Consider the following 23,251-nt stretch of genomic DNA (forward strand, 5'->3'; position numbering starts at 1 on the left):
TCGTCATACGACCCACGCAACCACCACCGCAAAGCGACACGGCCAGCAGAAGATGACCAACCCCGCTGGAACCCGCGCCGAACCACAAGCCGACCCACGCAAGCCCAACGGGTGGCCCGGGACGTTCCGGCCCTGAGCGACCTGCCCCAGTCCCTGCCACCTCGGGACCTTCGACGGTGGGACCGCCCCCGGAGCCACGCCGACAGTGGACGCCAGAACGTTCCAGGCGACACGGACGGGGTGAAAGACATGGCCGAAGTGCCGGCGGCTCTGGGACTGGAGTCCGGACAGATCGAGAGCGCGCTCGCGGCCGCTTCGCTCGCGCCGTCCGTGCACAACACGCAACCGTGGCGGTTCCGTGTCCGGCGGGACCGCATCGAGCTGCACCCCGACCCCAGCCGCAAGCTGGCGGCGACCGATCCCGAGGAGCGCGAGCTGCGGCTTTCCTGCGGTGCCGCGCTGTTCAACCTGCGGCTGGCTTTGCAGGCCTCGGGTGTGCGTCCGCTGGTGTCGATGCTGCCGGGCCAGGACGCGCCCGGTGCGCTTGCCGTGGTGCGCCGCGGCGGCACGATCAAGGTCGACGACGAGCAGCGGGCGTTGCTCCGGGCGGTGCCTCGCCGTCGGACCAACCGCCGGCCGTTCCTCGACACGGCCATCGAGCCACGGCAGCGGCACGCGCTGGTCAGGGCGGCCGAGCTGGAACGGGCCTGGCTGCACGTCGTCACCACGCGGGAGGGTCGCGCCGACCTGAAGCGGTTCGTCCAGCGGGCGCACCAGATCCAGCTCGACGACGAGGGTGTGCAGGACGAGCTCGCCGCGTTCACCGGCCATCGTCCCGGCGCTGCCGACGGGGTGCCGCCCGCGTCGGCGGGGGTGCGGCCGGAGACGCAGGACGAGTGGGTGTTCCGCGACTTCCAGGGGTCGGAACGCCACCCCGCCAAGGATTACGAGTCCGATCCGCTCGTCGTGGTCCTCTGCTCGTTCTACGACGGGCCGCTCGGTGATCTCCAGGCGGGACAGGCGATGCAACGCGTGCTGCTCACCGCGACCACGCACGGGCTGTCCGCGTCGTTCCTGTCCCAGCCGGTCGAGGTCCGGCGCGTCCGCGAGGAGCTGCGGCGGTCGCTCGGCGGCATGCTGATCCCGCAAACGGTGCTGCGCCTGGGTTTCGGCGCTCCCGTCCCGCCCACTCCGCGGCGTTCCGTCTCCGAGCTCCTCCTCTCCGACGTGCACGTGGCTTGTTAGTGGCACCAAGGCCTTCCGGGCGTGAGTTCCGGGACGAAGGTCCTGCCGCGAAGGCGACGTTCCGACCTGCGTTCGCCCGCACCTGATCACGCAAGCTCGAAGTCGCCCGTTCCCCACTTCCGAGGAGACCTCTGTGCTTTCCGCTGCTTCAGCCGCCGTGGTGCGCGCGACGCTGCCCGTCGTCCGCGAGCACGCCGCCGCGATCACCGCCGAGTTCTACCCGTCGATGTTCGCCGCGCACCCGGAGCTGCTGAACCTGTTCAACCGGGGCAACCAGGCCAGCGGGAAGCAACAGATCGCACTGGCCGCCGCGGTGGTCGCCTACGCGCAGCACCTGCTCGACGGGACGCCGTTCGGCCCGATCGCGGAACGCATCGCCCACAAGCACGTCTCGCTCGGCGTGCGGCCCGACCAGTACCCGATCGTCGGCAAGCACCTCATCGGCGCGGTCGCCACCGTGCTCGGCGACGCCGTCACGCCCGAGGTCGCGGCCGCCTGGGACGAGGTCTACTGGCTGTTCGCCGTGTCGTTGATCGCCGCCGAGGCGCGCCTGTACCAGCAGGCCGGTGTCACCGCGGACACGCTGTGGCGTCCGTGGCGCGTGGCGAAACGGGACGAGGAGGCGGTCGACACGGTGTCGTTCACGCTGGTGCCCGACGACGGCGGCCCGGTTCCGGTGTTCGAGCCCGGGCAGTACGTGTCGGTCGCGGTCGACCTGCCGGACGGGCACAGGCAGCCGCGCCAGTACTCGCTGTCGCAGGCACCCGGACGGGGTGAGCTGCGGATCACCGTGCGGCGGGTGCGCGGTGTCGACGGCGCCCCGGACGGTGCGGTGTCGACGTTCCTGCACGACCACGTGCACGCCGACGACGTCCTGCTGGTCGGACCGCCCGCCGGTGAGGTCACGCTGGCTCCCGGCGAACGGCCCGTGGTGCTGGCCAGCGCGGGCATCGGCATCACCCCGATGCTCTCGATGCTCGACCACCTCGCCGCCACGCAGCCGGAACGCGAGGTCGTCGCCGTGCACGCGGAGCTGTCAGCGGATCGGCACGCACACTTGGCGGAGTACTCCCGTCACCCGCACCTGACCTGGTACGAGAACGGTGACGAGGGCGGCAGGGCAGGACTCGTCGACGTGGACGCGATCCCGTTGCCCGCCGGGGCGATCGTCTACCTGTGCGGACCGATCGCGTTCATGCGCGACGTGCGTGCCGGGCTCCTCCGCCGCGGGGTGCTGTCCGACGACATCCGTTACGAGGTGTTCGGTCCGGGCATGCTCGAAGGGTGAACGGCCGTCCCTCGTTCGGACGCGGTGCCCCGGTCCAGGCAGGACAACGGCTAGTCTCGTGCTGGACCGGCAGGTACTCGGCGATGAGGGTGGTCAGGTGAACCGACCGGCGTGGGCAGGTCCGGAGATCGACGTGGACAAGCCGAGTGCGGCCCGCATCTACGACGCGCACCTGGGTGGCTTCCACAACTTCCAGGTCGACAGGGAGGCCGCGGCGAAGATCGTCGCGTTCATGCCCGAGCTGCCGGACATCATGCGCGCCAACAGGTCGTTCCTGCGCCGCGCGGTCCGCCACCTCGTGGACCGGGGTGTCACGCAGTTCCTCGACCTGGGCTCCGGCATCCCGACCGTCGGCAACGTGCACGAGATCGCCTGGAAGGCGAACCCGCTCTGCCGGATCGTCTACGTCGACGCCGATCCGGTCGCCGTCTCGCACAGCCGCAACATCCTCGCAGGCAGCACCCTGGCCACGGCGGTCCAGGGTGACCTGCGCCGGCCGCAGGACATTCTCGGTGACCCGGAAACCCAGCGGTTGCTGGACTTCTCGCAGCCGATCGCGGTGCTGATGTTCGCGGTGCTGCACTTCGTGGCGGACGAGGACGACCCGGCCGGCATCATCCGTTCCTACCTGGACGCGACGGTGCCGGGCAGCTACCTCGCGATCTCCCACGCCAGCCTGGAAGGGCCGGAACCGGAGAGGGTCGAGGAGGCCACGCAGCAGTTCCGGCGCAGCGTCACCGACTTCTCGATGCGCACGCGCGCCGAGATCACCGGCCTGTTCGACGGACTGGAACTGCTCGATCCCGGTGTGGTCTACCTGCCGGAGTGGCGACCGGACACCGGAGACGAGATCGGTGACGCGAAGCGCACGTCGACGTTCGCGGGAGTGGCGCGCAAGAGGGACTGAACTCGGGACTGCCCGTCGAGCAGGCCCGCCACCACCGTTGTCCACAGCACGGCCGCGCCACCGAATCCCGGCACCAGCCGCCACGCCGCCGCCAGCCCGGCCACACCGAGCACGACCGCCAGCACACCGGTGCCGCACAGCGCCGCGGCCAGCCACAGGAACCTGGTGGAGCCGAAGAGCCTCGCGAACGGCGCGAAGTGCGCGCCGACGACGAACAGCACCCACGCGGGAATCGCCTGCGGCAGTTCGACCAGCGTCAGCAGCCGCGACCCCGCGAAGATCCCGACGACCATCAGCAGGACGGCGATCCCGTACGTCTTCCCGAACGGGCTGTCCGCACGCCCGCCGCCAGGAGGCAGTTGGCGGCCGGACCGGCCGACGCGGAGCACCCAGCCCACCAGGCACACGGCGATCACGACGCCCAGGACCACCGCCGCGGGGCCGGCCAGCGCGGTGGCGGCGGAGAACCACCACCCGGTGCCGAACCCGACGCCGATCAACGATGTGATCATCAGGGTGATCACGTGGCCCTTGGTGAACTGCTCGTCGCTCAACTTCGCCCCTCAGCGTTGCGTGCTTCCACCAGGTACACACGCCACCAAAGCCCCAATACGTTGCATCGATCTGAACTGGGAGAAGAACTTCCAGGTCTCGGCGGGCCTGCACCGGAAACCCCTTGCGCGCCCTGCTACCGTTGCCACGATGATCACCTACTCGAGCGGATCGGGGGTCTCGTTCACCAAAGGTGAGTGCTGATGCACCACTCGACCGTGAACGGACAGTCCCGCCTCAGTTTCTGGTCGCACGTGCGCGAGTTCGCCGTGCCGACGTCGATGATCGATTCCTCGACTGCCCGCCGTGCGGTGGGCGACTGGTCAGGTGCCTGCGCCGCCGCGCGGGTGGACGTGGATCTGAACCTGCGTGCGGTGGGTCGCGCCCACGGAAGGCAGTTCGCGGAGACCGTCCGCGCCGATCTGCGTCATCTGGCCCCTGACCTGCTTCGCTGGCATTTTCCGAGAGTCAGTCCCGACGGCCTGCTGCGGCCGGGTCTCACCGTGTCGCTGGCCCGGTACCACCCTCCTGACGGCGGTCGCGCCGTGCACCTCGTCGCGCGCACGCCACCGGCCTGGGCGGACGCGGGTCAGCGGATCAGCCTCGCGCTGTGGGAACCTTCGCGGCCCCTGGCCGGCGCGGGCCGACATCCCCATCCCCGGCCCGACCGGCGTTTCCGGCTCGACCTGCACCGCCACCTCTGGGACGCGCGCAGGACCTCCGAGCTCCGGGAACGGTCCGGTGCCGGCTGGGCGGCCGAGGCCGCGCTGCTCCTGCACGCGGACGGATGCGCGGACGGCGCCGTCACCGTGCGGCTCAGTTCCCGGCACCAGCTCGTGCTGCGCCTTCCGGACGAGGTGGTCGAAGTGCCGCCACGAGGTCTTGTCCCAACGCATCCGGTGCTGCCCGACGCGGCGACCTGGGTGCCGCCCGACCTCGAACTGCTGCACGCGGGGCTGATCGACGCCGACCGGCTGCACCCGCTCGTCGCCTCCGCGCTCCTGCCGGACCACCGCCCGGCGTCACGAAGTCCCGACGGCACAACGTGTTCACGTCTCGTCGAGTGCCGCGGCTCCACGCACCGGATCGGTGTGGTCGACGGCGTGCTCGTCCCGCTGGACCACGACGCCGCCGAGATCCGCCGCGAGGAGCTGCTGGTCGCGTTGGGCGGCACCGGTTTGCCGTGCCTTCAGGCGATCGACGCGGCACACCGCCACCCGGAGAACCTGGCGGAAGTCCGCGGCCTGCTGGACCACGGGGACACCGCCGGTGCCGTCGCGGCCGTCGAAAGTCTGCTCGGACCGGACGTGCTGCTGCGCAGCGGTGCGTTGCGCGACGAGCTCGAAACCGCGGTGCACCGCAAGCTGACGCACGGGTTGTACCGGGCCGGGCTCGCCGGAGCCGGTCCCGCCAAGTCCACTCGGGACAGTCGTCGTCGCTCGCGTCCGCGTCACGCGACCTTCAGCTGACACCTCGCCTGGCCGGCGCACGGCCTCACACGACCCAAAGGTGATCGAACACATGACTTCTGCCACGCTCGACGTTGCCGCCGACCTGCTCGCTCTGCTTCAGAACACGACCACCGAGCTGCGGGCCGACCCGCAGCTGGAAGCCCTGACGCTGGCCGTGTCCGCCGACCTGCCGGTGTTGCTGTGGGGCGAGCCGGGGATCGGCAAGACCGCCGCCCTCACCCAGCTCGCCGACGCTCTCGCACTGCCGTTGACGACGGTGATCGCCAGCGTGCACGAACCGTCTGACTTCTCCGGTCTGCCGGTGGTCGGCGACGACCCGGCGACGCAGGGCGTTCCCATGGCGCCGCCGGACTGGGCGGTGCGCCTGGTCCAGGCGGGCCGCGGACTTCTGTTCCTGGACGAGCTTTCGACCGCACCACCGGCGGTGCAGGCCGCGTTGCTGCGCGTCGTGCTGGAACGCCGGGTCGGTGCCCTGCGACTGCCTCCTGGCGTCCGGATCGTGGCCGCCGCCAACCCGCGCTCCTCCGCCGCCGACGGCTGGGAGCTGAGCCCACCGCTGGCCAACCGGTTCGTCCACCTGCAGTGGACGCACGACCACGACGTCGTGGTGCGCGGGCTCGGCGGGACGTGGCCGACAGCGCCGCTGCCGCGACTGGACCCCGGCCGGTTGGGCGACGCCGTGACGTTCGCCCGCCGCGCTGTGTGCGGGCTTCTGGCCGTGCGGCCCGCACTCGTGCACCAGCTGCCGAAGAGCGAAGCCCGTCGCGGTGGTGCCTGGCCCTCGCCGCGCAGCTGGGACATGGCGCTGCGCCTGATCGCGTTCGCGACCGCGGCGGACACGTCACGCGAGGTGCTGTCCACGCTGGTGAGGGGCGCGGTGGGCGACGGCCCCGGTCTGGAATTGTTGGCGAGCCTGGACCGCATGGACCTGCCGGATCCCGAGGTGCTGCTCGCGGATCCGGCGGCGGCTGTGCTGCCCGAACGCGGCGACCTGCGCCAGACCGTGCTCGACGGCGTGGTGGCGGCGGTGCGCAAGCGGCCGGAGCAGGACCGTTGGGACGCGGCGTGGTCGTTGCTGGTGCTGGCACTGGAAACCGGGGCCCCGGACCTGGTCGTCGTGCCGGCGGCCACGCTCGCCGCGCTGCGCCGCGACGACTGGGAGGTCCCGGCCGCGATCGAACGGCTCGCCGGGGCCGTGTCGGTGTCGCGGCGAGCGGACCGTGCCGCCGCGGGTGCCCGCGCATGACGAGCCTCGACGAGGAAAAACTGTTCGCCGCCCGGCTGCACGCTGTCCGGAACAGGCCGTACCTCGCGACCGCGTTGTTCGCCCTGCACGTGGTGGAGTCGCGGCAGGTGCCGACGATGGCCGTGGACCGGCACTGGCGCTGTTACGTGTCGGCCGCGTTCGTGGACCGCACCCCGGTCGAGGAGCTGGCCGGGGTCTGGGTGCACGAGGTGTCCCACCTGCTGCGCGACCACCACGGGCGCAGCGACAGGTTCGCGGCCGCGCACGAGCTGACCGGGCCGGGTGAGCGGCTGCGGATGAACATCGCCGCGGACTGCGAGATCAACGACGACGTGTTCGGCGACGGGCTGGTGCGTCCGAAGGATGCCGTTCGGCCGGGACTGCTCAGGTTGTCCGAGGGCGAGCTGATGGAGGACTACCTGCGCCAGTTCCGGCTCGGCCCCGGCACGAACGGGTGGGTCTGGCTGGACTGCGGCAGCGGCGCCGACGGTCTGGAGCGGGAATGGGACCTGGGCCCCTGTGGCGCGCACGGGCTCAGCGCCCAGGAACGGGACGCCGTCCGGTTCCGCGTGGCGCAGGGCATCACCGCGAGTCCCGGCAGAGTCCCGAGAGGCTGGCGCAGATGGGCGGACGAGGCGTTCCAACCCCCGCAGCCGTGGCGGGAGCTGCTGGGGGCGGCGGTCCGCTCGGCCGTGTCCGGACCCGGCGTCGGCGAGGACTACACCTACGGCCGGCCCTCACGCCGCTCGGCCGGTCTGCCGGGGGTCGTCCTGCCGAGTCTGCGCCGCCGTCCGCCGCGTGTCGTCGTCATCGTGGACACGTCCGGATCCGTGAGCGACACCGAACTGGGCAGCGCGATCGTCGAGATCGCCGCGATCATCCGCGCGGTGGGCGGCCGGCGTGATCTGGTGACGGTGATGTCCTGCGACGCCGCCGCGCACATCACCGGGCCGTTGTGCCGCGCGGAAGGGATCCCGTTGGTGGGCGGCGGTGGCACGGATCTGCGGGAGGGCTTCGCCGAGGCGCTGCGCAGGAGTCCGCGCCCGGACGTGGTCGTCGTCCTGACCGACGGCCAAACTCCCTGGCCGCGAACGAAACCTGCCTGCCGTACGGTCGTCGGCCTGTTCCCCCGGGAGCGTCGGTACGACGAGGACGACCCCGACTACGAGCCGGACGCACCACCCGAGTGGGCACGGGTCGTCGAAATTGGTTGATTTCCGTTGAGGTAGCGGACATCCACTGTCCTCTACGGACGGAACAGTAGCTCCTGAACGCCGGAACTCCACTCAGTCAGGAGCACGTCATGTCCGTCACCACAGCGCCTCACCTCAACTTCCGCGGCGACGCCCGCGAGGCGCTCGAGTTCTACCAGAAGGTCTCCGGCGGGGACCTGGCCGTCATCACCTACGGGGACATGGGCAACGTGGAGAACCCCGACGAGGCCGGCCAGGTCGTGTGGGGGCAGGTCCGCGGCGCGAACGGCTTCCACGTCATGGCCTACGACGTGCCCGCGGCCAGGCCGTTCAGCCGCGGCGACGACCCGTTCTTCGTGTCGCTGCGCGGTGACTCGGCCGACGAGATCTCCGCGTTGTGGGACGAGCTGTCCGACGGCGCCACGGTCGTCGTCCCGCTGGCGGCCTCGCCGTGGGCACCGCTGTACGGCATGCTCAAGGACCGTTTCGGCATCACGTGGGTGCTGGACGTCGCGGCCTGATCATCCGGCGGAGTCGCGGTAACGGCGCGCCAGCACCAAAGCGGCGTCCCGCAGCTCCGCCGGACCGACGATGTGGACGGCGGCGTCGAAACGACCCAGCGACGCCGCCAGCCCGACCCACGACCACGACCCCGCGACGAGGCGGCACCGGTCGTCATCGATCGGCTCGACGATGCCGTCACCGGCGAACGGCGCCACCTCGGCGGCGGGCAGGTCGATCACCGCTTCCCCCTGGCACGGCCACGCGTCCCTCCCTCCCGCGGCGCCCTTGAACCTGGCGTTGACGAACGCCACGACGTCGCCGCCGGGGACCTCACGCGGGCTGAACCGGGGCCCTGTGGGCGTTTTCGGGGTCATCCGGTCGGCGCGGTAGACGCGCCAGTCGTCGCGGCCGAGGTCCCAGCCGACCAGGTACCAGCGCCCGGCCCGGTTGATCAGGTGGTGCGGTTCGATGCGGCGAGGCGACTCGTGCTCGTAGTCGAACCGCAGGACCTCGCGCGCTCGTACCGCGGCGCTGAGCGCCAGCAGCACTGCGCTGTCGATCTTCTGCGGCGAACGGTCGACCACGGTCACCTGCACGGCGTCGATGCGGTGCCGCAACCGGTTCGGCATCACCTGGCGCATCGTCGCCAGCGCACGTGTCGCGGCGTCGGCGATGTCCGCGCCCGAGCCGGCGGCGAGCTGCAACGCCACCGTCACCGCCACCGCCTGGTCGTCGTCGAACAGCAGCGGTGGCACGTCGGTGCCCGCTTCGAGCCGGTAGCCGCCGTCCGGTCCTTTCACCGCCACCACGGGATAACCCAGCTCGCGCAACCGGTCGATGTCACGACGGACCGTGCGCGGGGTGACGTTGAGCCGCTCGGCGAGCAGCTGGCCCGGCCAGTCGCGGCGCGCCTGCAGCAGCGAGAGCAGGGACAGCAACCGGCCCGACGCCTGAGTCATGGCAACCACCTTCTCGACGACACAGGCCTCACCTTCTCCCCGGTAGAGGACACCCCCTGTCCTCTACCCCACCGGGCGGCCGTGGCGTGGATCACCGAGCGCCCACCCGTCAGGCACCACAGCGCGATGACCGGGTCGCAGATCGCGCACCCGAGCGACGAGTGCTCGGCGAACGGGATGATCGGGTGGCCCTTGACGTGGTGGACGACGTCCCAGCCGGTGTGCAGCAGCCAGGCGATGCCGATGAACGTCCACGACTCCAGCCCGCGGTAGGCGCAGTACGTCACGGCGGCCGTGAACACGAACTCCCAGCCGCCCATGCCGCCGCCGCTCAGGTAGGCCGCGCCCGCACCCGCGACGAAGACCGCGTTGAACCGGCGGCGGTGCGGCTCCTTCAGCAACGACATCAGCACGACGAAGACCAGGCCGATCAGGATCGGCAGCACGATTGTCATGATCGGCAAGCTAGCCAGCCGCGCGTCCGGCGACCATTGGCCAGAACGCCAACTTCCACCGGATTCTCGCCAGCGCCGCGATCCCCGGACGCGTCACGGGCGACTGGTTGGTGACTCTCGTTCCCCGGTGAGCCGTTGCCGGATCTCCGCCTTGAGCACCTTGCCCACCTTGGACCGAGGCAGGTCCGCCCAGATCTCCACCTGCTTGGGCGCTTTCACGCCGCCGAGCCGTTCCTTGACGAACGCCGTCAGCTCGGCGGCGTCGGCCTGCCGCGCGGCACGCAGCTGCACGACCGCGGTCACCCGTTCGCCCCACTTGTCGTCGGGCAGGCCGACCACGGCGCTGTCCTGCACCGCCGGGTGAGCCTGCAACGCCTGCTCGACCTCGGCCGAGTAGACGTTGAACCCACCGGTGATGATCATGTCTTTGGTCCGGTCGACGATGAACAGGTAGTTGTCCTCGTCGAGGTAACCGATGTCGCCGGTGTGGTGCCAGCCGTGCCGGCTCACCTCGGCCGTGGCGCCGGGGTTCTCGTGGTAGCCGGCCATCACCAGCGGCCCGCGGACGACGATCTCGCCACGTTCCCGCGCGGGCAGCAGAGCGCCGTCCGGAGCCATGATCGCCACCTGGGTCAACGGGGTCGGCCTGCCCGCCGAGGACAGCCGCGAGACCGCGATCGAACCGTCGGGCAGGAAGTGGTCGGCCGGGGCGAGGGTGGCGATCATGTTCGGCGCCTCGGTCTGGCCGAACAGCTGGCCCATCACCGGCCCGATCCGGTGCAGCGCCTCGGTCAGCCGTGCCGGTGACATCGGCGCGGCGCCGTACCACAGGCACCGCAACGAACTCAGGTCCGTCGAGTCCAGCGCCGGGTGGTCGAGCAGGCCGTAGATCACGGTCGGCGGCAGGAACGCGTGCGTGATCCGGTGGTGCTCGATCAACCGCAGGAACTCGCCGAGGTCCGGCGCCGGCATGATCACCGTCTCGCCGCCCTGGGCCATGATCGGGAACGTGAGCACGCCCGCCGAGTGCGTCAGCGGGGCGAGGGCGAGGTAGCGCGGCCTGTCGCCGAACGGGTAGCTCATCAGGGTCAGCGCGGTGGCGGTCTCCAGGTTGTGCCCGGTGAGCCGCACACCCTTGGGCCTGCCGGTCGTGCCGCCGGTGCCCGCCAGCACGCAGAGATCGTCGTCGGCCACGGTCACCTCGTCGGGTTCCCTGCTGTGCTTGGAAATCCACTCGTCGAACGTGACCGCGCCGGCGACCTCACCGTCGAGGCACACCAGCGTGGTGAGCGCGGGCAGGTCGCCCCGGATTCGGTCGACGAGCGGCGCGAACTTCGCCTGGAAGAACAGGCACCGGCAGCCGAACAGCTCCAGCAGCTCCCGGTTCTCCGCCGCCTCGTTGCGCGGGTTGACCGGGCACCACACCGCCCCGGCGCGCGAGATGCCGAACACGCACGTGAGCGCGAGCGGGTCGTTGGCGGACAACACGGCGACCCGGTCGCCCGGGTTGATTCCGCTGTCCTGCAACGCTCCCGCGATCGCGAACGAGCGTCGCCGCACCTCCGCGTAGCTCTGGGAGACGTCACCGACGGTCAGGCAGGGCGCGTCGCCGCCGAGCGACGCGCCCTTGTCGAGGTAGTCGCACAGTCGCATCAGCGGTGCACTTCGACGATCGGGTCGAGCACCAGGCCGAACGACCGCAGCGCGCCCAGCAGCTCCCGGTGGCCGAACGCCTGACAGCCCGAGGCGAACCCGACCCGGCGAGGAGCGTCCTGCAACAGGTGCACGGCGGCGTGCACGTTCAGCAACGCGGTCTGCTTGTAGTTGCAGTTGCCGTGGATGACGCAATGCGCGCGCCCGAGCGGACCGGAGGCGTGCACCGAGTCCAGCGAGATGTTGATCCGCGGGTTCTCCCTGGGCGGCATCTCGCTGCGCACCTGCGCGGAGAACTCGTCGACGATCTGGTACTTCTCCGCGTCCGACTTGCCCTCCATCTGCTGGAGCGCGGCGGTGACGATCTGCGGCACACCGAGCATCAACGGCCGGTTGAACACACCGCCGAGCGCACGCACCGACGCGACCCGCGGATCCCTCTTGAACCACACCGGATGCGCGGTGCCGCCCCACGGCAGCGCGAGCCCGAGCTCGTGCTGTCCTGGCACGACGAGCTCGTAGAGCCCGGCGTCCGCCGGCCATTCCACGTACTCGTTCTGTTCGAGGTAGTAGGCCTTCGCGAACGCGGCGTTGGTGAGGATCGTGTTGGTGGAAGCGACTGTGGGATAACCCTTCCAGAACACTCCGATGTCCAAAGTGTCCAGTCCGGGCGTCTCCAGGCAGATCTGCGCGGCGATCTCGCCGACGGTGTACATCTGCGCGATTCCGGGTGACAGCAACAGGTTCTGGTTCGCGAACGCGGCACCGTACTGCGCGTCGGTGTCGATCATCCAGTCCTGTTCACCGTTGGTGTCGGTGTAGTGCGCGCCGATGTTGAGGCTCGCGCGCACCGCTTCGTGACCGTAGCGGGAGAACGGCCCGACGGTGTTCAGCACGACCTTGGCTCCGGAGAACGCCTCGGTGAGCGCCTCCTCGGAGTGCTCCACCTCCACGATCTCGTAGTCGACCGTCTGGATGCCGGGGACCGCGTCGACGGCTTCCTTGACCCGTTTGCCGTCCCGGCCCGCCGCGAGGAACGGGACGCCGTACTCGCGGAGGTACTCGCAGATCAGGCGGCCGGTGTAACCAGAAGCGCCGTAGACGACGACAGGCTTGTTCGTGGGCATGTCACATTCCCATTCCGCCGTCGACCGGAAGCCCCGCTCCGGTGATGAACTTCGACGCGTCGGAAGCCAGGAACACCACGGCGTCGGCCATGTCGTCGACCTGCCCGAGCCGTCCGAGCGGGGTCAGCTCGACGACCGCGCCCGCGGCCGCCTCCGGCGAGGGGAACAGGCCCAGCTCCGCGCAGTCCACCGCGAGCTGGTTGCCCATCGCCGTCGGCGTGAGGCCGGGGTAGATGCAGTTGACCCGCACGCCGTAGCCGAGCTTGCCGGACTCCGCGGCGGCCACCCTGGTCAGACGGTCGATCGCGGACTTCGTCGCCGAGTAGACGCTGATGCCGGGGAAGGCGATGGTGGCGGCGACGGACGCGACGCTGATGATCGCACCGCCGTTGCCCGCGGAGCCGCCAGGACACATGGCGCGCAGGCCGTGCTTCATGCCGAGGGCCGTGCCCAGCACGTTGACGTCGAGCATCTTGCGCACGTCGGCCGGGTCGAGCTCGGTGATCAGGCTGGTGATCTCGATGCCCGCGTTGTTCACGAGGATGTCGAGTCCGCCGATCACGTCGACCGTGGTGCCGACCGCCGAGGCCCAGCTCTCGTCGTCGGTCACGTCCAACGGCACGAACTCCGCGGTCGCGCCCGCGTCGCGCAACGCCTGAGCGGTGTGCTTGCCCTCCTCCTCCAGGACGTCGCCGATCACGACGGCCGCGCCGGCCGCTGCCAGCGCTTCCGCCATCCCGGCGCCGAGTCCGCGGGCACCGCCCGTGACCAGTGCTTTTCGCCCGCTCAGCTGATAACTCGTCATCAAGGCCTCCTCGGTGAGCTGGCTCACACCCTAAACGCGTTTGGACAGTCGTCAAGCTTTTCCTTGACAACTGTCCAAGATTCTTTGGACGACTGCCCGACGAATCGGCGCGCAGAGGTTAGGATCCGGACGTGACACAAGTCGCCGACAGCAAGCAGGACCGGATCGCTCGCCGGCAGGTGGACAAGTTCGAGGCCAGGCGGACCGAGCTCGCCGTGGCCACGCTGCACACGCTCGCCGAGCTGGGCTACGCCCGCACGAGCCTGCGCGAGATCGCGCAGAACTCCGAGTTCTCGCACGGCGTCCTGCACTACTACTTCGCCGACAAGCGCGATCTGATCACCGAGGCGGTCAGGCAGTACGAGGCGGTCTGCGTGACGCGGTACGACGAGGTGGTCGCCCGCGCGACGAGTCCCGGACAGCTGCGCGACGAGTTCGTGGCGATGTTCTTCGACACCCTCAGCGAGGACGCGACGCTGCACCGGCTCTGGTACGACCTGCGCAACCAGAGCCTGTTCGACTCCTCGTTCCGCGCGGACGTGCTGGAGATCGACAGCCACCGGGAAGCCATGGTGTGGAGGGTGATCAGCCGGTACGCCGAGCTGCGCGACACCGAGCCCGCGACCTCACCGGCCACCACCTACGTGACGCTCGACGGGATCTTCCAGCGGGCGCTGCTGCACCACCTCACCGACAGGCCCGAGACCGTCGCGGAGATGCGCGGCGAGCTGCCCGGCGTCATCGACCTGCTCGTGCGCTGACCTCGTCGGCCACGAGCAGCGCCTGTTCGTTGTTGAGTCGCGGGTCGCACAGCGAGGTGTAGCGGCGGGCGAGCGCCGTCTCGTCCGGCACGCGTGAACCGCCGACGCACTCGGTCACGTCCTCCCCCGCGAGTTCGAGGTGCAGACCTCCCGGCCACTCGCCGAGTTCGCCGACGGTCTCGTGGAACGCCGCCGCCTCGCCGGCGACGTCGTCCAGATACCGGGTCTTGACGCCGGTGCCGGTGATCCTCGTGTTGGCGTGCATGGGATCGCACATCCACACGACCGGATGACCGGCTTCGCGGACCGCTCGCACCAACGGCGGCAGCAGGGTCCGGGCGCGCGGTCCGAGGCGGCAGATCAACGTCAGCCTGCCGGGTTCGCGTTCCGGGTCGAGCTTCGCGCACAGTGCGACGACGTCCTCCGGCAGGGCGTTCGGGCCGATCTTGCACCCGACGGGGTTGTCGATGCCGGAGAGGAAAGCGACGTGCCCGCCGCCGGGGTCGCGGGTGCGCTCGCCGATCCACGGGAAGTGCGTGGACGCCAGGTACGAGCTGCCGGTGCGCGGATCCGTGCGGACCAGGGCCTCCTCGTAGTCCAGCAGCAAGGCCTCGTGGCTGACCCACATGCCGTGCAGCTCCCTCATCACCGCACGGGCCGTGTGGTAGGCGGTGACCATGCGCCGGGCGTCCGGAACCCGCAGTGCCGCAACGGGATGCGGGCTGTTCACCGCGAGCCCGCGGAAGGTCGGCACCACCTGGCCGTCGACGATCTCCGTCGGTTCCGAGCGCGGTTTCGCGAACTGCCCCGCCAGCCGTCCGATCGTGAGCACCGGGACGTCCAGCGCGCGGCTGATCCGCTCCGCCAGCGCGCCCAGGATCCTGTCCTTTGCCAGCGCGCCCCGGCGTGCGGCGACACCGAACGGTTCGGCGCAGTCGCCTCCCTGCACCACGTACGCCCTGCTTCCGGCCACCTCGGCGAGCGCGTTGCGAACCGCGCGGACGTCCTCGGGCGTGGTGAGCGGCGGCGCGCTCGCCAGCTGCAACCGGGCGCGGGCGAGCTCGCACGAGTCGGGCCAGTCCGGCTGGTGTGCCGCGGGTTTGTCGCGCCAGACCGCCGGGTCCCACGACGTCCGGGTGGCCGCGGTCACCGGGCGTCCAGCACGCGCTGCACGAGGTCGGCGGCCGCACCGAGGTAGTCCGCGGGGTCGCACAGGCCTTCCAGCGCCGCCGGTGGTGTTCCGCCGCCGCGGGCTGCGGCGGCGATCGTGCGCATCGCCTCGGCCTTTCCCAGCTGTGGCGTCAGATGCGCGGACAGCCGTTCGGCCACGATCGTCCAGCCCGTGATCTCCAGGTTGGTCCGCATCCGTTCGGGGTGGACGCGCAGACCGGTGACCAGTTCCGCCGCCGTGTGCGCAGCACCTCCCGCCAGCCGCAGGCACTCGCGCAACGGCTGCCATTCCGCGTGCCAGGTCCCGGCGGGCCGCTCGTCCTCGGCGAGCAGGCAGTGGGCGAGGGTCGACGCGAGACCGGGTGTCTGGAGCGCCGCGGACCGGATCAGCGTGGCGAGGCTGGGATTCTGCTTCTGCGGCATCGCGGACGACACGCCCTTGCCGTCCGCGGTGGACTCGCTGAGCTCGGCGATCTCGGTGCGGCACAACGACTGCACGTCGACGGCGATCTTGCCGAGCGCGCCGGTGACCAGCGTGCACCACGCGGCGGTGTCGACGATCGGCGTCCGCAGCACGTGCCACGGCACCACGGGCTCGGCCAGCCCCAGCTCGTCGGCATAGGCGGTGATGAGGTTCGCGGTGTAGTCCGCGGGCAGCCGGTCGAAGTGCGGCCGGGCGTGCTCCAGGTAGGCCGCCATGGTCCCGGCGGCGCCACCGATCTGCACGGGCAGTCCACTGTGGACCAAATCCCGCGCCCGGACGTCCGCCTGCCGCACCAGGTGCAGCCAGCCCGCCGCCTTCAGCCCGAACGTCGTGGGCACGGCGTGCTGGGTGAGCGTGCGGCCGGCCATGACGGTGTCCCGGTGCCGTTCCGCCAGGTCCTCCAGCGCGCTGACCACCGCGGCGAGGTCCCGCCGGACGTGGGTCACGACCTGCGCGACGACCAGGCAGCAGGCGGTGTCGAGGACGTCCTGGCTGGTCGAGCCGCGGTGGACGTACTCGGCGGCGGCGGGGTCGATCGCGGCGACGCGCGCGGTGAGGTCCTCGACCACCGCGACGACCGGGTTCGCCGCTCCCCGCGACCGCGCGGCGATCGAGGCGATGTCGAGGCAGGCGTCGCGGGCGACCATGGTGATGACCTCGGCAGCCGGGGCGGGAACGGTGCCGACCCTGGCCTGGGCGCGGGCGAGTCCGGCCTCGGCCTCGCACATGGCCCGCAGCCAGGCGTCGTCGGAGGTCATCGCCTCGACCCGGGTGGTGGCGCGGACCGGGGAGAGGAGTCCGGTGTCGCGCAGGGTGTGAATCACGTCGTCCTCCTGGGGTGGTGGCGCAAGGTCACATCGCCCTCCTCACGTCCTCACGCACCCGCCCAGGCACCCGCCGCACGCCCAGCGCCGCCCGCGCGATCGCGTCCGCATCGCTGACGGTCGCCGAAGCCGAGCAAGGCCGAATCCCGACGGCGGTCGCCCAGTGCACCGACTCGGTCGGCACCCCCAACGCGTACAGCCCGGCGTTCGGCACGCCGTCCGCGGCGATCACCCGAGCAGGCCTCGGCGTCACGTCCAGCCCGCCCGTCTCCAGCACGCCGCCTTCCCCGTCGGGCACCCGGTGCGGCCTGCACCGTCCGGCGGCGAGCAGGTTCCGGAGCAGTTCGTCGGACGTGGTGCGGACATCCGGTGTGGGCATGCGCGCGTCGATCACCGCGGAGACCGGCAGCGGCTCGGCCAGCAGGTCGGCGACCGCGAGGAACGTGCCCTCGCCCGGCTCGACTCGAGTGCCGGGGCCGAGGACGTCCAGCACGCCGGCGGAGATCAGGGCCGCCATCTCCTCGATCCGCCGGGCGGGCGGGCCGATCGACAGGAACGCGTTGAGCGGGCTGAACCAGCGCTCCAGGTCGTCGCGGTGGGAGCGGCCGTGCAGGCCGCCGTGGTCGACGACCGCGCGGATCTCGTTGCGCAGGTCGCGCAGGACGTCGAGGGCCGCCTTGACCGGTCCGCGCACGTTGCCCTGCGCCGCCCTGGCCACGTCCTCGCGCAGGTGGCGCAGCAGCCAGGGGCGGAACTCGTCCAGCGAGCCGAAGACGCGGTCCAGCGGCTGCTCGATCCGCGTCCAGTCCCAGCGCGACTCCCCCGGAACGGAGTACTCGTCCAGCAGTGCCGCCTCCTCACCCGAAGGACACGCCCGGTACCGGGCGGAGAACCGAGCCACACCAAGGGGTTCCAGGCGTGACGCCAGCAAGGTCGCGTAGTAGACCGTCTCGACCTCCTTCGCGATCAACGGCCACAGGTGCGCGCGGAAGTCGACCGGCGCGGACCGCAACGCGCGCACCACGTCCTCGGTCAGCACAGCCGCCTGATGACGGCCGTGGGCGCCCTTCTGGTTCTCACCGCGAGCGTGCAGCGGCACGCCTCGCCGCGACCCCGCGTACAGCTGGGGCTCGTCGCCGGAAGGGACGTACGCGAGAACGCCGTCGCGGCGCTCGAACCGGCCGCCGCGGCCCGTGGTCAGGACGGCGAGGTGGTCGAAGAAGTTCAGGCCCAGGCCGAGCAACAACGTGGGCTCGCCCGGTTCGATCAGGGTGAGGTCGGCGTCGGCGGGGTTGCCCGGCGGCACGTACCGCAGGCCGTGGGTCGCGGCGAACTCGCCGAACGAACGCTCCCGCGCTCCCGGCCGGGCCGGCAGATGGCCCTGTGCCAGGACAACCGCGTCGAGGTCGCCGAGCACCTCTCCGTCGGCCAGCCGGACCTCACGCCCGGTCACGTCCACCGCACGCTGCCGGTGGTGCACGATCCGCACGCCCGCGGGCGCGTTCCGAACCACCTCCCCCAACGCCCACACGAGGTAATGCCCGTAGAACGCCCGCGTGGGGTAGGAATCGGGTCCCAGACGCCTGGCCTCGGCCCGGATCGTGGCGTCCCAGTCGTGGCTCGCCGTCGACGCGACGGAGCGCGACCACTCGTACAGCGAGGGGCCGCGCCGGACCGGACCTTCCATCGGCACGCTGTCATCAGGGAAAACCGTGACCTGCGAACACACCGTGTTCATCAGGAAACCGGCGGGTTGCCGCGTCTTCCACACAGATCCACAACCGTGCTCCGCGGGATCCACGACGTGCACCACGAGCTCATCGCCCAGAACGAGCGGCGCCCAATTGGAACACGTTCTTTCCAGCACCGAGAGCCCTCTGGGCCCCATTCCGATGACCGCAATGCTGTATTTGGTGAGAATGGATTTACCAACTTCCGGAACAAGACCCCGAACGGTCACCTGAACGGCACCAGGGGCTACTACTGAGCGTGTGCGCCAGCACGCGGGCTGCCGATACTCCGCCCGGCGATGTGTGATCCACGTGAGGTTAGCGCTCACAGAATCAGTTGAACCCGCCTGCGCACACGCCCGTATGAATCCATGTGCGCGCTTTTCGGTGACACCGAACGGAGCAGCCGTCGCGCAAGTGGAGGCAGTCGATCCAATGCCCGGGGAAAACGAAGGTGTCGTCATCAGCGCACACCGGGTGCGACCGGGCAGGATGGCGAGTTTCACCACGTCGGTAAAGGGACTGCTCAGCGCGGCTGCCAGATCACAGGGCTATCTCGACGGCAGAATGGAGAAAGCATCGGGTGATTCGGGTGACTGGCTGGTCATCTGCTGGTTCGACAGCGCGGAGAGCGCGGGCGAGTGGGCCCGGTCGCGATCTCACGCCACCTGGCGCGAGTACGTGGGACGCTTCGCCACCCGAGTTGAACCGCCGGCGCAGGCACCGCCGGCCGCCGGGCCGCCGAAGCCCCCACCTCGCTGGAAGACCGCACTGGTCACGTTGGTCGCTGTCTTCCCCGCGGTCCTGCTGGTCAACGTCACCGTCATCCCGCGCGTCACCGGCCTGCCGCTCCTGGCGCGCACGCTGGTCCTCTGCGTGTGCGTGACGGGGCTGATGACCTGGGTGCTCATGCCGCAGGTGATGAAGGTGCTCGGCCCGTGGCTGCGCAGAGGCACCGCGGCGGCGCCACCCGCTCCCCGGCCCGAAGTCGATCCCGCTCCAGCGAAGGCATCCACCTCGATCCCGTCCACCACGACCTGGCGCGGCCTCCAGCCACCCTGACCCGTCGCCGCCGACCCCCTCGGAGCGTATTCAGTGCGGACCCTCCTGATCGACAACCACGACTCGTACACCTACAACCTGTTCCACCTCGTCGCGAGCGTGAACGGGGAAGACCCCCTGGTGCTGAGCAACGACGACCCGGCGCTCGGCAGGGTGTCGTTCGACGACGTGGACAACGTGGTGATCTCCCCCGGCCCCGGACGGCCGGGCAGGAGCCGGGACCTCGCCGGGTCGATCAGGTTCCTGGACCAGGACGTGCTGCCGGTGCTCGGCGTCTGCCTGGGTCATCAGGGGCTCGGGTTCCTGGCGGGCGCACGGATCGCGCTGGCTCCGCAGGCACGCCACGGCCACCCGACCGCCGTCACGCACAACGGCCGTGACCTGTTCGAGGGCATCCCGCAGGGGTTCACGGCGGTGCGCTACCACTCGTTGCACGTGCCCGAACCCCTGCCGCCGGACCTGGAGGCCACGGCCTGGGCGGAGGACGGCGTGCTGATGGGGCTGCGGCACCGGTCGCGGCCGCACTGGGGAGTGCAGTTCCACCCCGAGTCGATCCTCACCGAGCACGGAACGCGGCTGCTCGCGAACTTCCGCGCACTGTCCGAAAAGGCCAGACCGTCGATCACCGTGCGCGCTCCCCGCGAGCCTGCGGACGTCGAAGTTCGCGTCCAGCCCACAAGTCACCGGTTGCACACCGCCGTGTACCGCGGGGTCGTCGATCCCGAGCAGGTCTTCACGGAACTGCACTCGGCGTCGGAACGCGCGTTCTGGCTGGACGGCGCCGGTGCGGGCGAACGCGGGGCGCGGTTCTCCTACCTCGGCGACGACACCGGCCCGCTCGCCGAGTACTGCAGCTACGACGTGCGCGCGGGCGTGGTGACGGTGGAACGCGCGGGCCGACCGGCGATGAGGCTGCGCGAGGACGTCTTCACCTACCTGCGGCGCGGTCTGGCCGATCGAGCGCACTCCCAGCCGGACCTCCCGTTCGACTTCACCTGCGGCTGGGTCGGTTACTTCGGCTACGAGCTCAAGGCGGCGCTCGGCGGTCGTGCCGCCCACCGCAGCAGCACGCCGGACGCGGCCTGGCTGTTCGCCGACCGCGTGATCGTCATCGACCACCAGGAGCAGACGGCACACCTGCTGTGCCTGGCCGAGGACACGCCGTGCGCCCGTGACGAGGCCGCGGGCTGGCTCGACTCGACGCTCGCCTTCCTCTCCTCGCTGTCGGCGCACGAGGCACCGCACGTCCGGTGGTGGCCGGAGGAGGAAGACGCCGTGGAGATCACCGAGCGCTGGCTGCTGCGCGAGGCGGAGGACTACCGCCTGGACGTCGTCGCCTGCCAGGAACAACTGCGCTCCGGCGAGAGCTACGAGATCTGCCTGACCACCGCCGTGGAGCTGCCCGCGACGTGCGAGTCCGCGGACTACTACCGCGTGCTGCGCCGGGTGAATCCCGCGCCGTACTCCGCGTACCTGCGCTTCGGCGAGGTGGACGTGGCCAGCTCCTCGCCCGAGCGGTTCCTGCGCGTCGGCGCCGACGGCGTGGTCCAGGCCGAGCCGATCAAGGGCACCGCCGCCCGCGGTCAGACCCCGGAACAGGACGCCGCACTGCGCGACGCGCTCGCCGAGGACCCGAAGACCCGCGCCGAGAACCTGATGATCGTCGACCTCCTGCGCAACGACCTCGGCCGCGTGTGCCAGGTCGGCACGGTGCACGTGCCGGAACTGATGGGGACGCGCACCTACCGGACCGTGCACCAGCTCGTGTCGACGGTGCGCGGCGACCTCAAGCCGGGCCTCGACGCGCTGGACGTGGTGCGGGCGTGCTTCCCCGGCGGGTCGATGACCGGAGCGCCCAAGGAACGCACGATGGAGATCATCGACGACCTGGAGCCGAGCGCCAGGGGCGTGTACTCCGGCGCGCTGGGTTACTTGAGCTGCAACGGATCCGCGGACCTGAGCATCGTCATCCGGACCGCGGTCTTCTCGTCCGGACGGGTGCGCATCGGCGCGGGCGGGGCGGTCGTGCTCGACTCCGATCCGGACGGCGAGTACCAGGAGATGCTGCTGAAGCTGGCCGCGCCGATGCGGGCGTACTGGAGCTCGGGCGCGCACCGTCCGGCCGCGGTGCTGTCCGCCGAGCCGCGTCTGCACCGGCGGGGCAGGCACCGCAGGCGTCGCCGCGCCACCACCTTCGGCGCAGAGGTGGAGGCGGGCTGATGAACCGGACCCGCACAACGGTGCTCGCCACGACGGCCCAGGGGCAGCTGATGAACCGGACCTGCAACACGGGCCGCCACCACCCGGCCCCGTTCAGCCCGGCGGCGGAGGCGTCCAGATGACCCGAACGTCCAACGCCTCCGCCGCCCTCTCCCGGCACGCCGACCGCGCCGGCTGGTCCTCCCGTCCCGCCTACCTGGTGGGCGACGAGACCTGGACCCACGGCCAGATCCACGACCTGGCCGCCCGAGCCGCCGGCGTCCTGCACGACCGCGGCATCGCCCGCGGCGACCACGTGCTGCTCGCTGCCCCGGACGGCGTCGCGTGGGTCGTCGCCTTCCTCGCGATCACCCGTCTCGGCGCGGTGGCCGTGCTGGTGAACCCGGAGCTCACCGAGGCAGATCACCAGCTCCTCCAGACCGACTGCGGCGCCAGGGCCTGCATCACCGACGAAGCCCTCGAACAACGCTTCGAAGGCACGTGGATCGACGTCGACCACCTGCTCGACCAGGCCTGGACGACCTCGGCCGGTCCCGTCGCCGACGTGACCCCGGACAGTCCCCTCTACGTGCAGTACACGTCCGGCACGACCGGCCAGCCGAAGGGCGTGGTCCACGCGCACAAGGACCTCGCCCTGTACGGCGCGTCGGTCGGGCGTGACGTCCTGCGCATCGGCATCGGCGACATCGCGCTGTCGGTGTCGAAGATGTTCTGGGCCTACGGTTTCGGCAACGCGCTGGCGTTCCCGCTGCACTCCGGTTCGTCCGCAGTGCTCACCCCGCACCGGCCTGGCGCGGAGGAGATCGCCGGGCTCGTGGCCAGGCATCGGGTGAACCTGCTGTACTCCGTGCCCTCCTCCTACGCGGCACTGGTGTCCGCCGACGGCCGCGACGCGCTGAGGTCCCTGCGGGCCGCCATCTCGGCAGGCGAACCGCTGCCGGAGTCCCTCGGCGCACGCCTGCGTGACGAGCTGGGCGTCGAGACGCTCGAGCAGATCGGTTCCACCGAGGCCGGACACGCCTTCTGCGCCAACAGGATCGGCGACAACGTCCCCGGCACGCTCGGCCGTCCCGTGCCCGGCTGGGAGGTGCAGGTGCGAGACGAACAGGGCTTCCCGGCCGAGGACGGCGAGCTGTGGGTGCGCGGTCCGACGCTGTTCTCCCGCTACCTCAACCAGCCGGAGCTCACCAGAACCACCCTCGTCGACGGCTGGCTGACGACCCACGACCGCGTCCGTCACAACGACGACGGCACGCTCACCCACCTCGGCCGCACCGACGACATGGAGATGGTCGGCGGGATCTCGTTGTCCCCCTTGGAGATCGAACGCGTGCTGGCCGCACATCCGCTGGTGCGCGAGGCCGCCGTGGCCGCGGTGCTCGACCACCACGACGCGTCCCGTCTGCGGGCGTTCGTGGTGCCCGCGCACACCACCCCGGGGCTGGAGGACGAGCTCATCACCTGGACCCGGTCCCACCTCCCCTCGTTCAAGGTTCCGCGCACCGTTCGGCTCGTCCAGAAACTCCCGAGGACCGCCACAGGCAAGCTGCGCCGGCACGTCGTGCGCACCGGATCCTGGTAACCCAGCAAGGAG

21 protein-coding genes are annotated in these 23,251 nt (G+C 70.9%); 12 read left to right on the plus strand and 9 right to left on the minus strand.

Going from position 1 to position 23,251, the window contains the following annotated elements; genetic code table 11:
- Positions 1-249 precede the first annotated feature (249 nt).
- The 3 genes from AOM45_RS07785 (at position 250) to AOM45_RS07795 (ending at position 3,440) form a co-directional block, all read left to right on the plus strand.
- On the plus strand, positions 250-1,245 hold the full coding sequence (locus AOM45_RS07785; RefSeq protein WP_030467071.1) for an Acg family FMN-binding oxidoreductase: 996 nt from the start codon (positions 250-252) through the stop codon (positions 1,243-1,245).
- 133 nt (positions 1,246-1,378) lie between these two features.
- Positions 1,379-2,533, plus strand: coding sequence for a globin domain-containing protein (locus tag AOM45_RS07790; protein WP_030467072.1), 1,155 nt, complete (start codon positions 1,379-1,381; stop codon positions 2,531-2,533).
- Positions 2,534-2,630: 97 nt separating this feature from the next.
- On the plus strand, positions 2,631-3,440 hold the full coding sequence (locus AOM45_RS07795) for an SAM-dependent methyltransferase (protein WP_030467073.1): 810 nt from the start codon (positions 2,631-2,633) through the stop codon (positions 3,438-3,440).
- Here the strand turns inward: AOM45_RS07795 and AOM45_RS49270 are convergent.
- Positions 3,347-3,994 (minus strand): hypothetical protein, encoded by a 648-nt coding sequence (locus AOM45_RS49270; protein WP_236703202.1) that lies wholly within the window; start codon positions 3,992-3,994, stop codon positions 3,347-3,349. The genes AOM45_RS07795 and AOM45_RS49270 overlap by 94 nt on opposite strands.
- Before the next feature lie 201 nt (positions 3,995-4,195).
- Here AOM45_RS49270 and AOM45_RS07805 point away from each other — a divergent pair, with 201 nt between their 5' ends.
- From AOM45_RS07805 to AOM45_RS07820, 4 genes are all read left to right on the plus strand, one after another.
- Positions 4,196-5,461: a hypothetical protein gene (locus tag AOM45_RS07805; protein ID WP_030467075.1), complete on the plus strand. Its 1,266-nt coding sequence runs from the start codon at positions 4,196-4,198 to the stop codon at positions 5,459-5,461.
- 52 nt (positions 5,462-5,513) lie between these two features.
- Positions 5,514-6,710, plus strand: coding sequence for an AAA family ATPase (locus tag AOM45_RS07810; RefSeq protein ID WP_030467076.1), 1,197 nt, complete (start codon positions 5,514-5,516; stop codon positions 6,708-6,710).
- Positions 6,707-7,924 carry a vWA domain-containing protein gene (locus tag AOM45_RS07815; RefSeq protein WP_030467077.1) on the plus strand — a complete coding sequence of 406 codons (1,218 nt, stop codon included), beginning with the start codon at positions 6,707-6,709 and terminating at the stop codon, positions 7,922-7,924. Before AOM45_RS07810 ends, AOM45_RS07815 begins: the two co-directional genes overlap by 4 nt.
- Before the next feature lie 89 nt (positions 7,925-8,013).
- Complete coding sequence (locus tag AOM45_RS07820; protein ID WP_030467078.1) at positions 8,014-8,424, plus strand: VOC family protein; 411 nt, start codon at positions 8,014-8,016, stop codon at positions 8,422-8,424.
- Here AOM45_RS07820 and AOM45_RS07825 read toward each other — a convergent pair whose 3' ends face one another.
- From AOM45_RS07825 to AOM45_RS07845, 5 genes are all read right to left on the minus strand, one after another.
- Positions 8,425-9,366 carry a helix-turn-helix transcriptional regulator gene (locus tag AOM45_RS07825; RefSeq protein WP_030467079.1) on the minus strand — a complete coding sequence of 314 codons (942 nt, stop codon included), beginning with the start codon at positions 9,364-9,366 and terminating at the stop codon, positions 8,425-8,427.
- Positions 9,363-9,821, minus strand: coding sequence for a DUF6010 family protein (locus AOM45_RS07830; RefSeq protein WP_236703203.1), 459 nt, complete (start codon positions 9,819-9,821; stop codon positions 9,363-9,365). The genes AOM45_RS07825 and AOM45_RS07830 overlap by 4 nt, the downstream gene beginning before the upstream one ends.
- Positions 9,822-9,914: 93 nt before the next feature.
- Positions 9,915-11,474 carry an acyl-CoA synthetase gene (locus AOM45_RS07835; protein WP_030467081.1) on the minus strand — a complete coding sequence of 520 codons (1,560 nt, stop codon included), beginning with the start codon at positions 11,472-11,474 and terminating at the stop codon, positions 9,915-9,917.
- Entirely contained in the window at positions 11,474-12,601 is a 1,128-nt protein-coding gene (locus AOM45_RS07840; RefSeq protein WP_030467082.1) for a DUF5938 domain-containing protein, read from the minus strand. The genes AOM45_RS07835 and AOM45_RS07840 overlap by 1 nt, the downstream gene beginning before the upstream one ends.
- A 1-nt stretch (position 12,602) precedes the next feature.
- The gene (locus AOM45_RS07845) at positions 12,603-13,406 is read right to left on the minus strand and encodes an SDR family NAD(P)-dependent oxidoreductase (protein WP_030467083.1); all 804 of its coding nucleotides are present in this window, start codon (positions 13,404-13,406) and stop codon (positions 12,603-12,605) included.
- A 131-nt stretch (positions 13,407-13,537) separates the two neighbouring features.
- Here AOM45_RS07845 and AOM45_RS07850 point away from each other — a divergent pair, with 131 nt between their 5' ends.
- On the plus strand, positions 13,538-14,167 hold the full coding sequence (locus AOM45_RS07850) for a TetR/AcrR family transcriptional regulator (protein WP_030467084.1): 630 nt from the start codon (positions 13,538-13,540) through the stop codon (positions 14,165-14,167).
- On the opposite strand, the gene AOM45_RS07855 is transcribed toward AOM45_RS07850, so the two are convergent.
- From AOM45_RS07855 to AOM45_RS07865, 3 genes are all read right to left on the minus strand, one after another.
- Positions 14,145-15,317 (minus strand): 3-deoxy-7-phosphoheptulonate synthase, encoded by a 1,173-nt coding sequence (locus AOM45_RS07855; RefSeq protein ID WP_030467085.1) that lies wholly within the window; start codon positions 15,315-15,317, stop codon positions 14,145-14,147. The two genes, AOM45_RS07850 and AOM45_RS07855, sit on opposite strands and share 23 nt — an antisense overlap.
- Positions 15,314-16,579 carry a lyase family protein gene (locus AOM45_RS07860; RefSeq protein ID WP_156093768.1) on the minus strand — a complete coding sequence of 422 codons (1,266 nt, stop codon included), beginning with the start codon at positions 16,577-16,579 and terminating at the stop codon, positions 15,314-15,316. The genes AOM45_RS07855 and AOM45_RS07860 overlap by 4 nt, the downstream gene beginning before the upstream one ends.
- Before the next feature lie 94 nt (positions 16,580-16,673).
- Positions 16,674-18,533: an FAD/NAD(P)-binding protein gene (locus AOM45_RS07865; RefSeq protein ID WP_051783128.1), complete on the minus strand. Its 1,860-nt coding sequence runs from the start codon at positions 18,531-18,533 to the stop codon at positions 16,674-16,676.
- A gap of 409 nt (positions 18,534-18,942) precedes the next feature.
- Here AOM45_RS07865 and AOM45_RS07870 point away from each other — a divergent pair, with 409 nt between their 5' ends.
- From AOM45_RS07870 to AOM45_RS07880, 4 genes are read left to right on the plus strand one after another with little or no spacing between them, the layout of a single operon-like run.
- Positions 18,943-19,437 carry a putative antibiotic biosynthesis monooxygenase gene (locus AOM45_RS07870; protein WP_051783129.1) on the plus strand — a complete coding sequence of 165 codons (495 nt, stop codon included), beginning with the start codon at positions 18,943-18,945 and terminating at the stop codon, positions 19,435-19,437.
- Positions 19,438-19,470: 33 nt separating this feature from the next.
- Positions 19,471-21,657 carry an aminodeoxychorismate synthase component I gene (pabB, locus tag AOM45_RS07875; RefSeq protein ID WP_063757009.1) on the plus strand — a complete coding sequence of 729 codons (2,187 nt, stop codon included), beginning with the start codon at positions 19,471-19,473 and terminating at the stop codon, positions 21,655-21,657.
- Positions 21,657-21,779 carry a hypothetical protein gene (locus AOM45_RS53440; RefSeq protein ID WP_269083632.1) on the plus strand — a complete coding sequence of 41 codons (123 nt, stop codon included), beginning with the start codon at positions 21,657-21,659 and terminating at the stop codon, positions 21,777-21,779. The genes pabB and AOM45_RS53440 overlap by 1 nt, the downstream gene beginning before the upstream one ends.
- Entirely contained in the window at positions 21,776-23,239 is a 1,464-nt protein-coding gene (locus AOM45_RS07880; protein ID WP_035909823.1) for an AMP-binding protein, read from the plus strand. The genes AOM45_RS53440 and AOM45_RS07880 overlap by 4 nt, the downstream gene beginning before the upstream one ends.
- Positions 23,240-23,251: the final 12 nt, after the last annotated feature.

Origin of the sequence: Lentzea aerocolonigenes (assembly GCF_000974445.1) — a bacterium.
Lineage (GTDB): Bacteria > Actinomycetota > Actinomycetes > Mycobacteriales > Pseudonocardiaceae > Lentzea > Lentzea aerocolonigenes.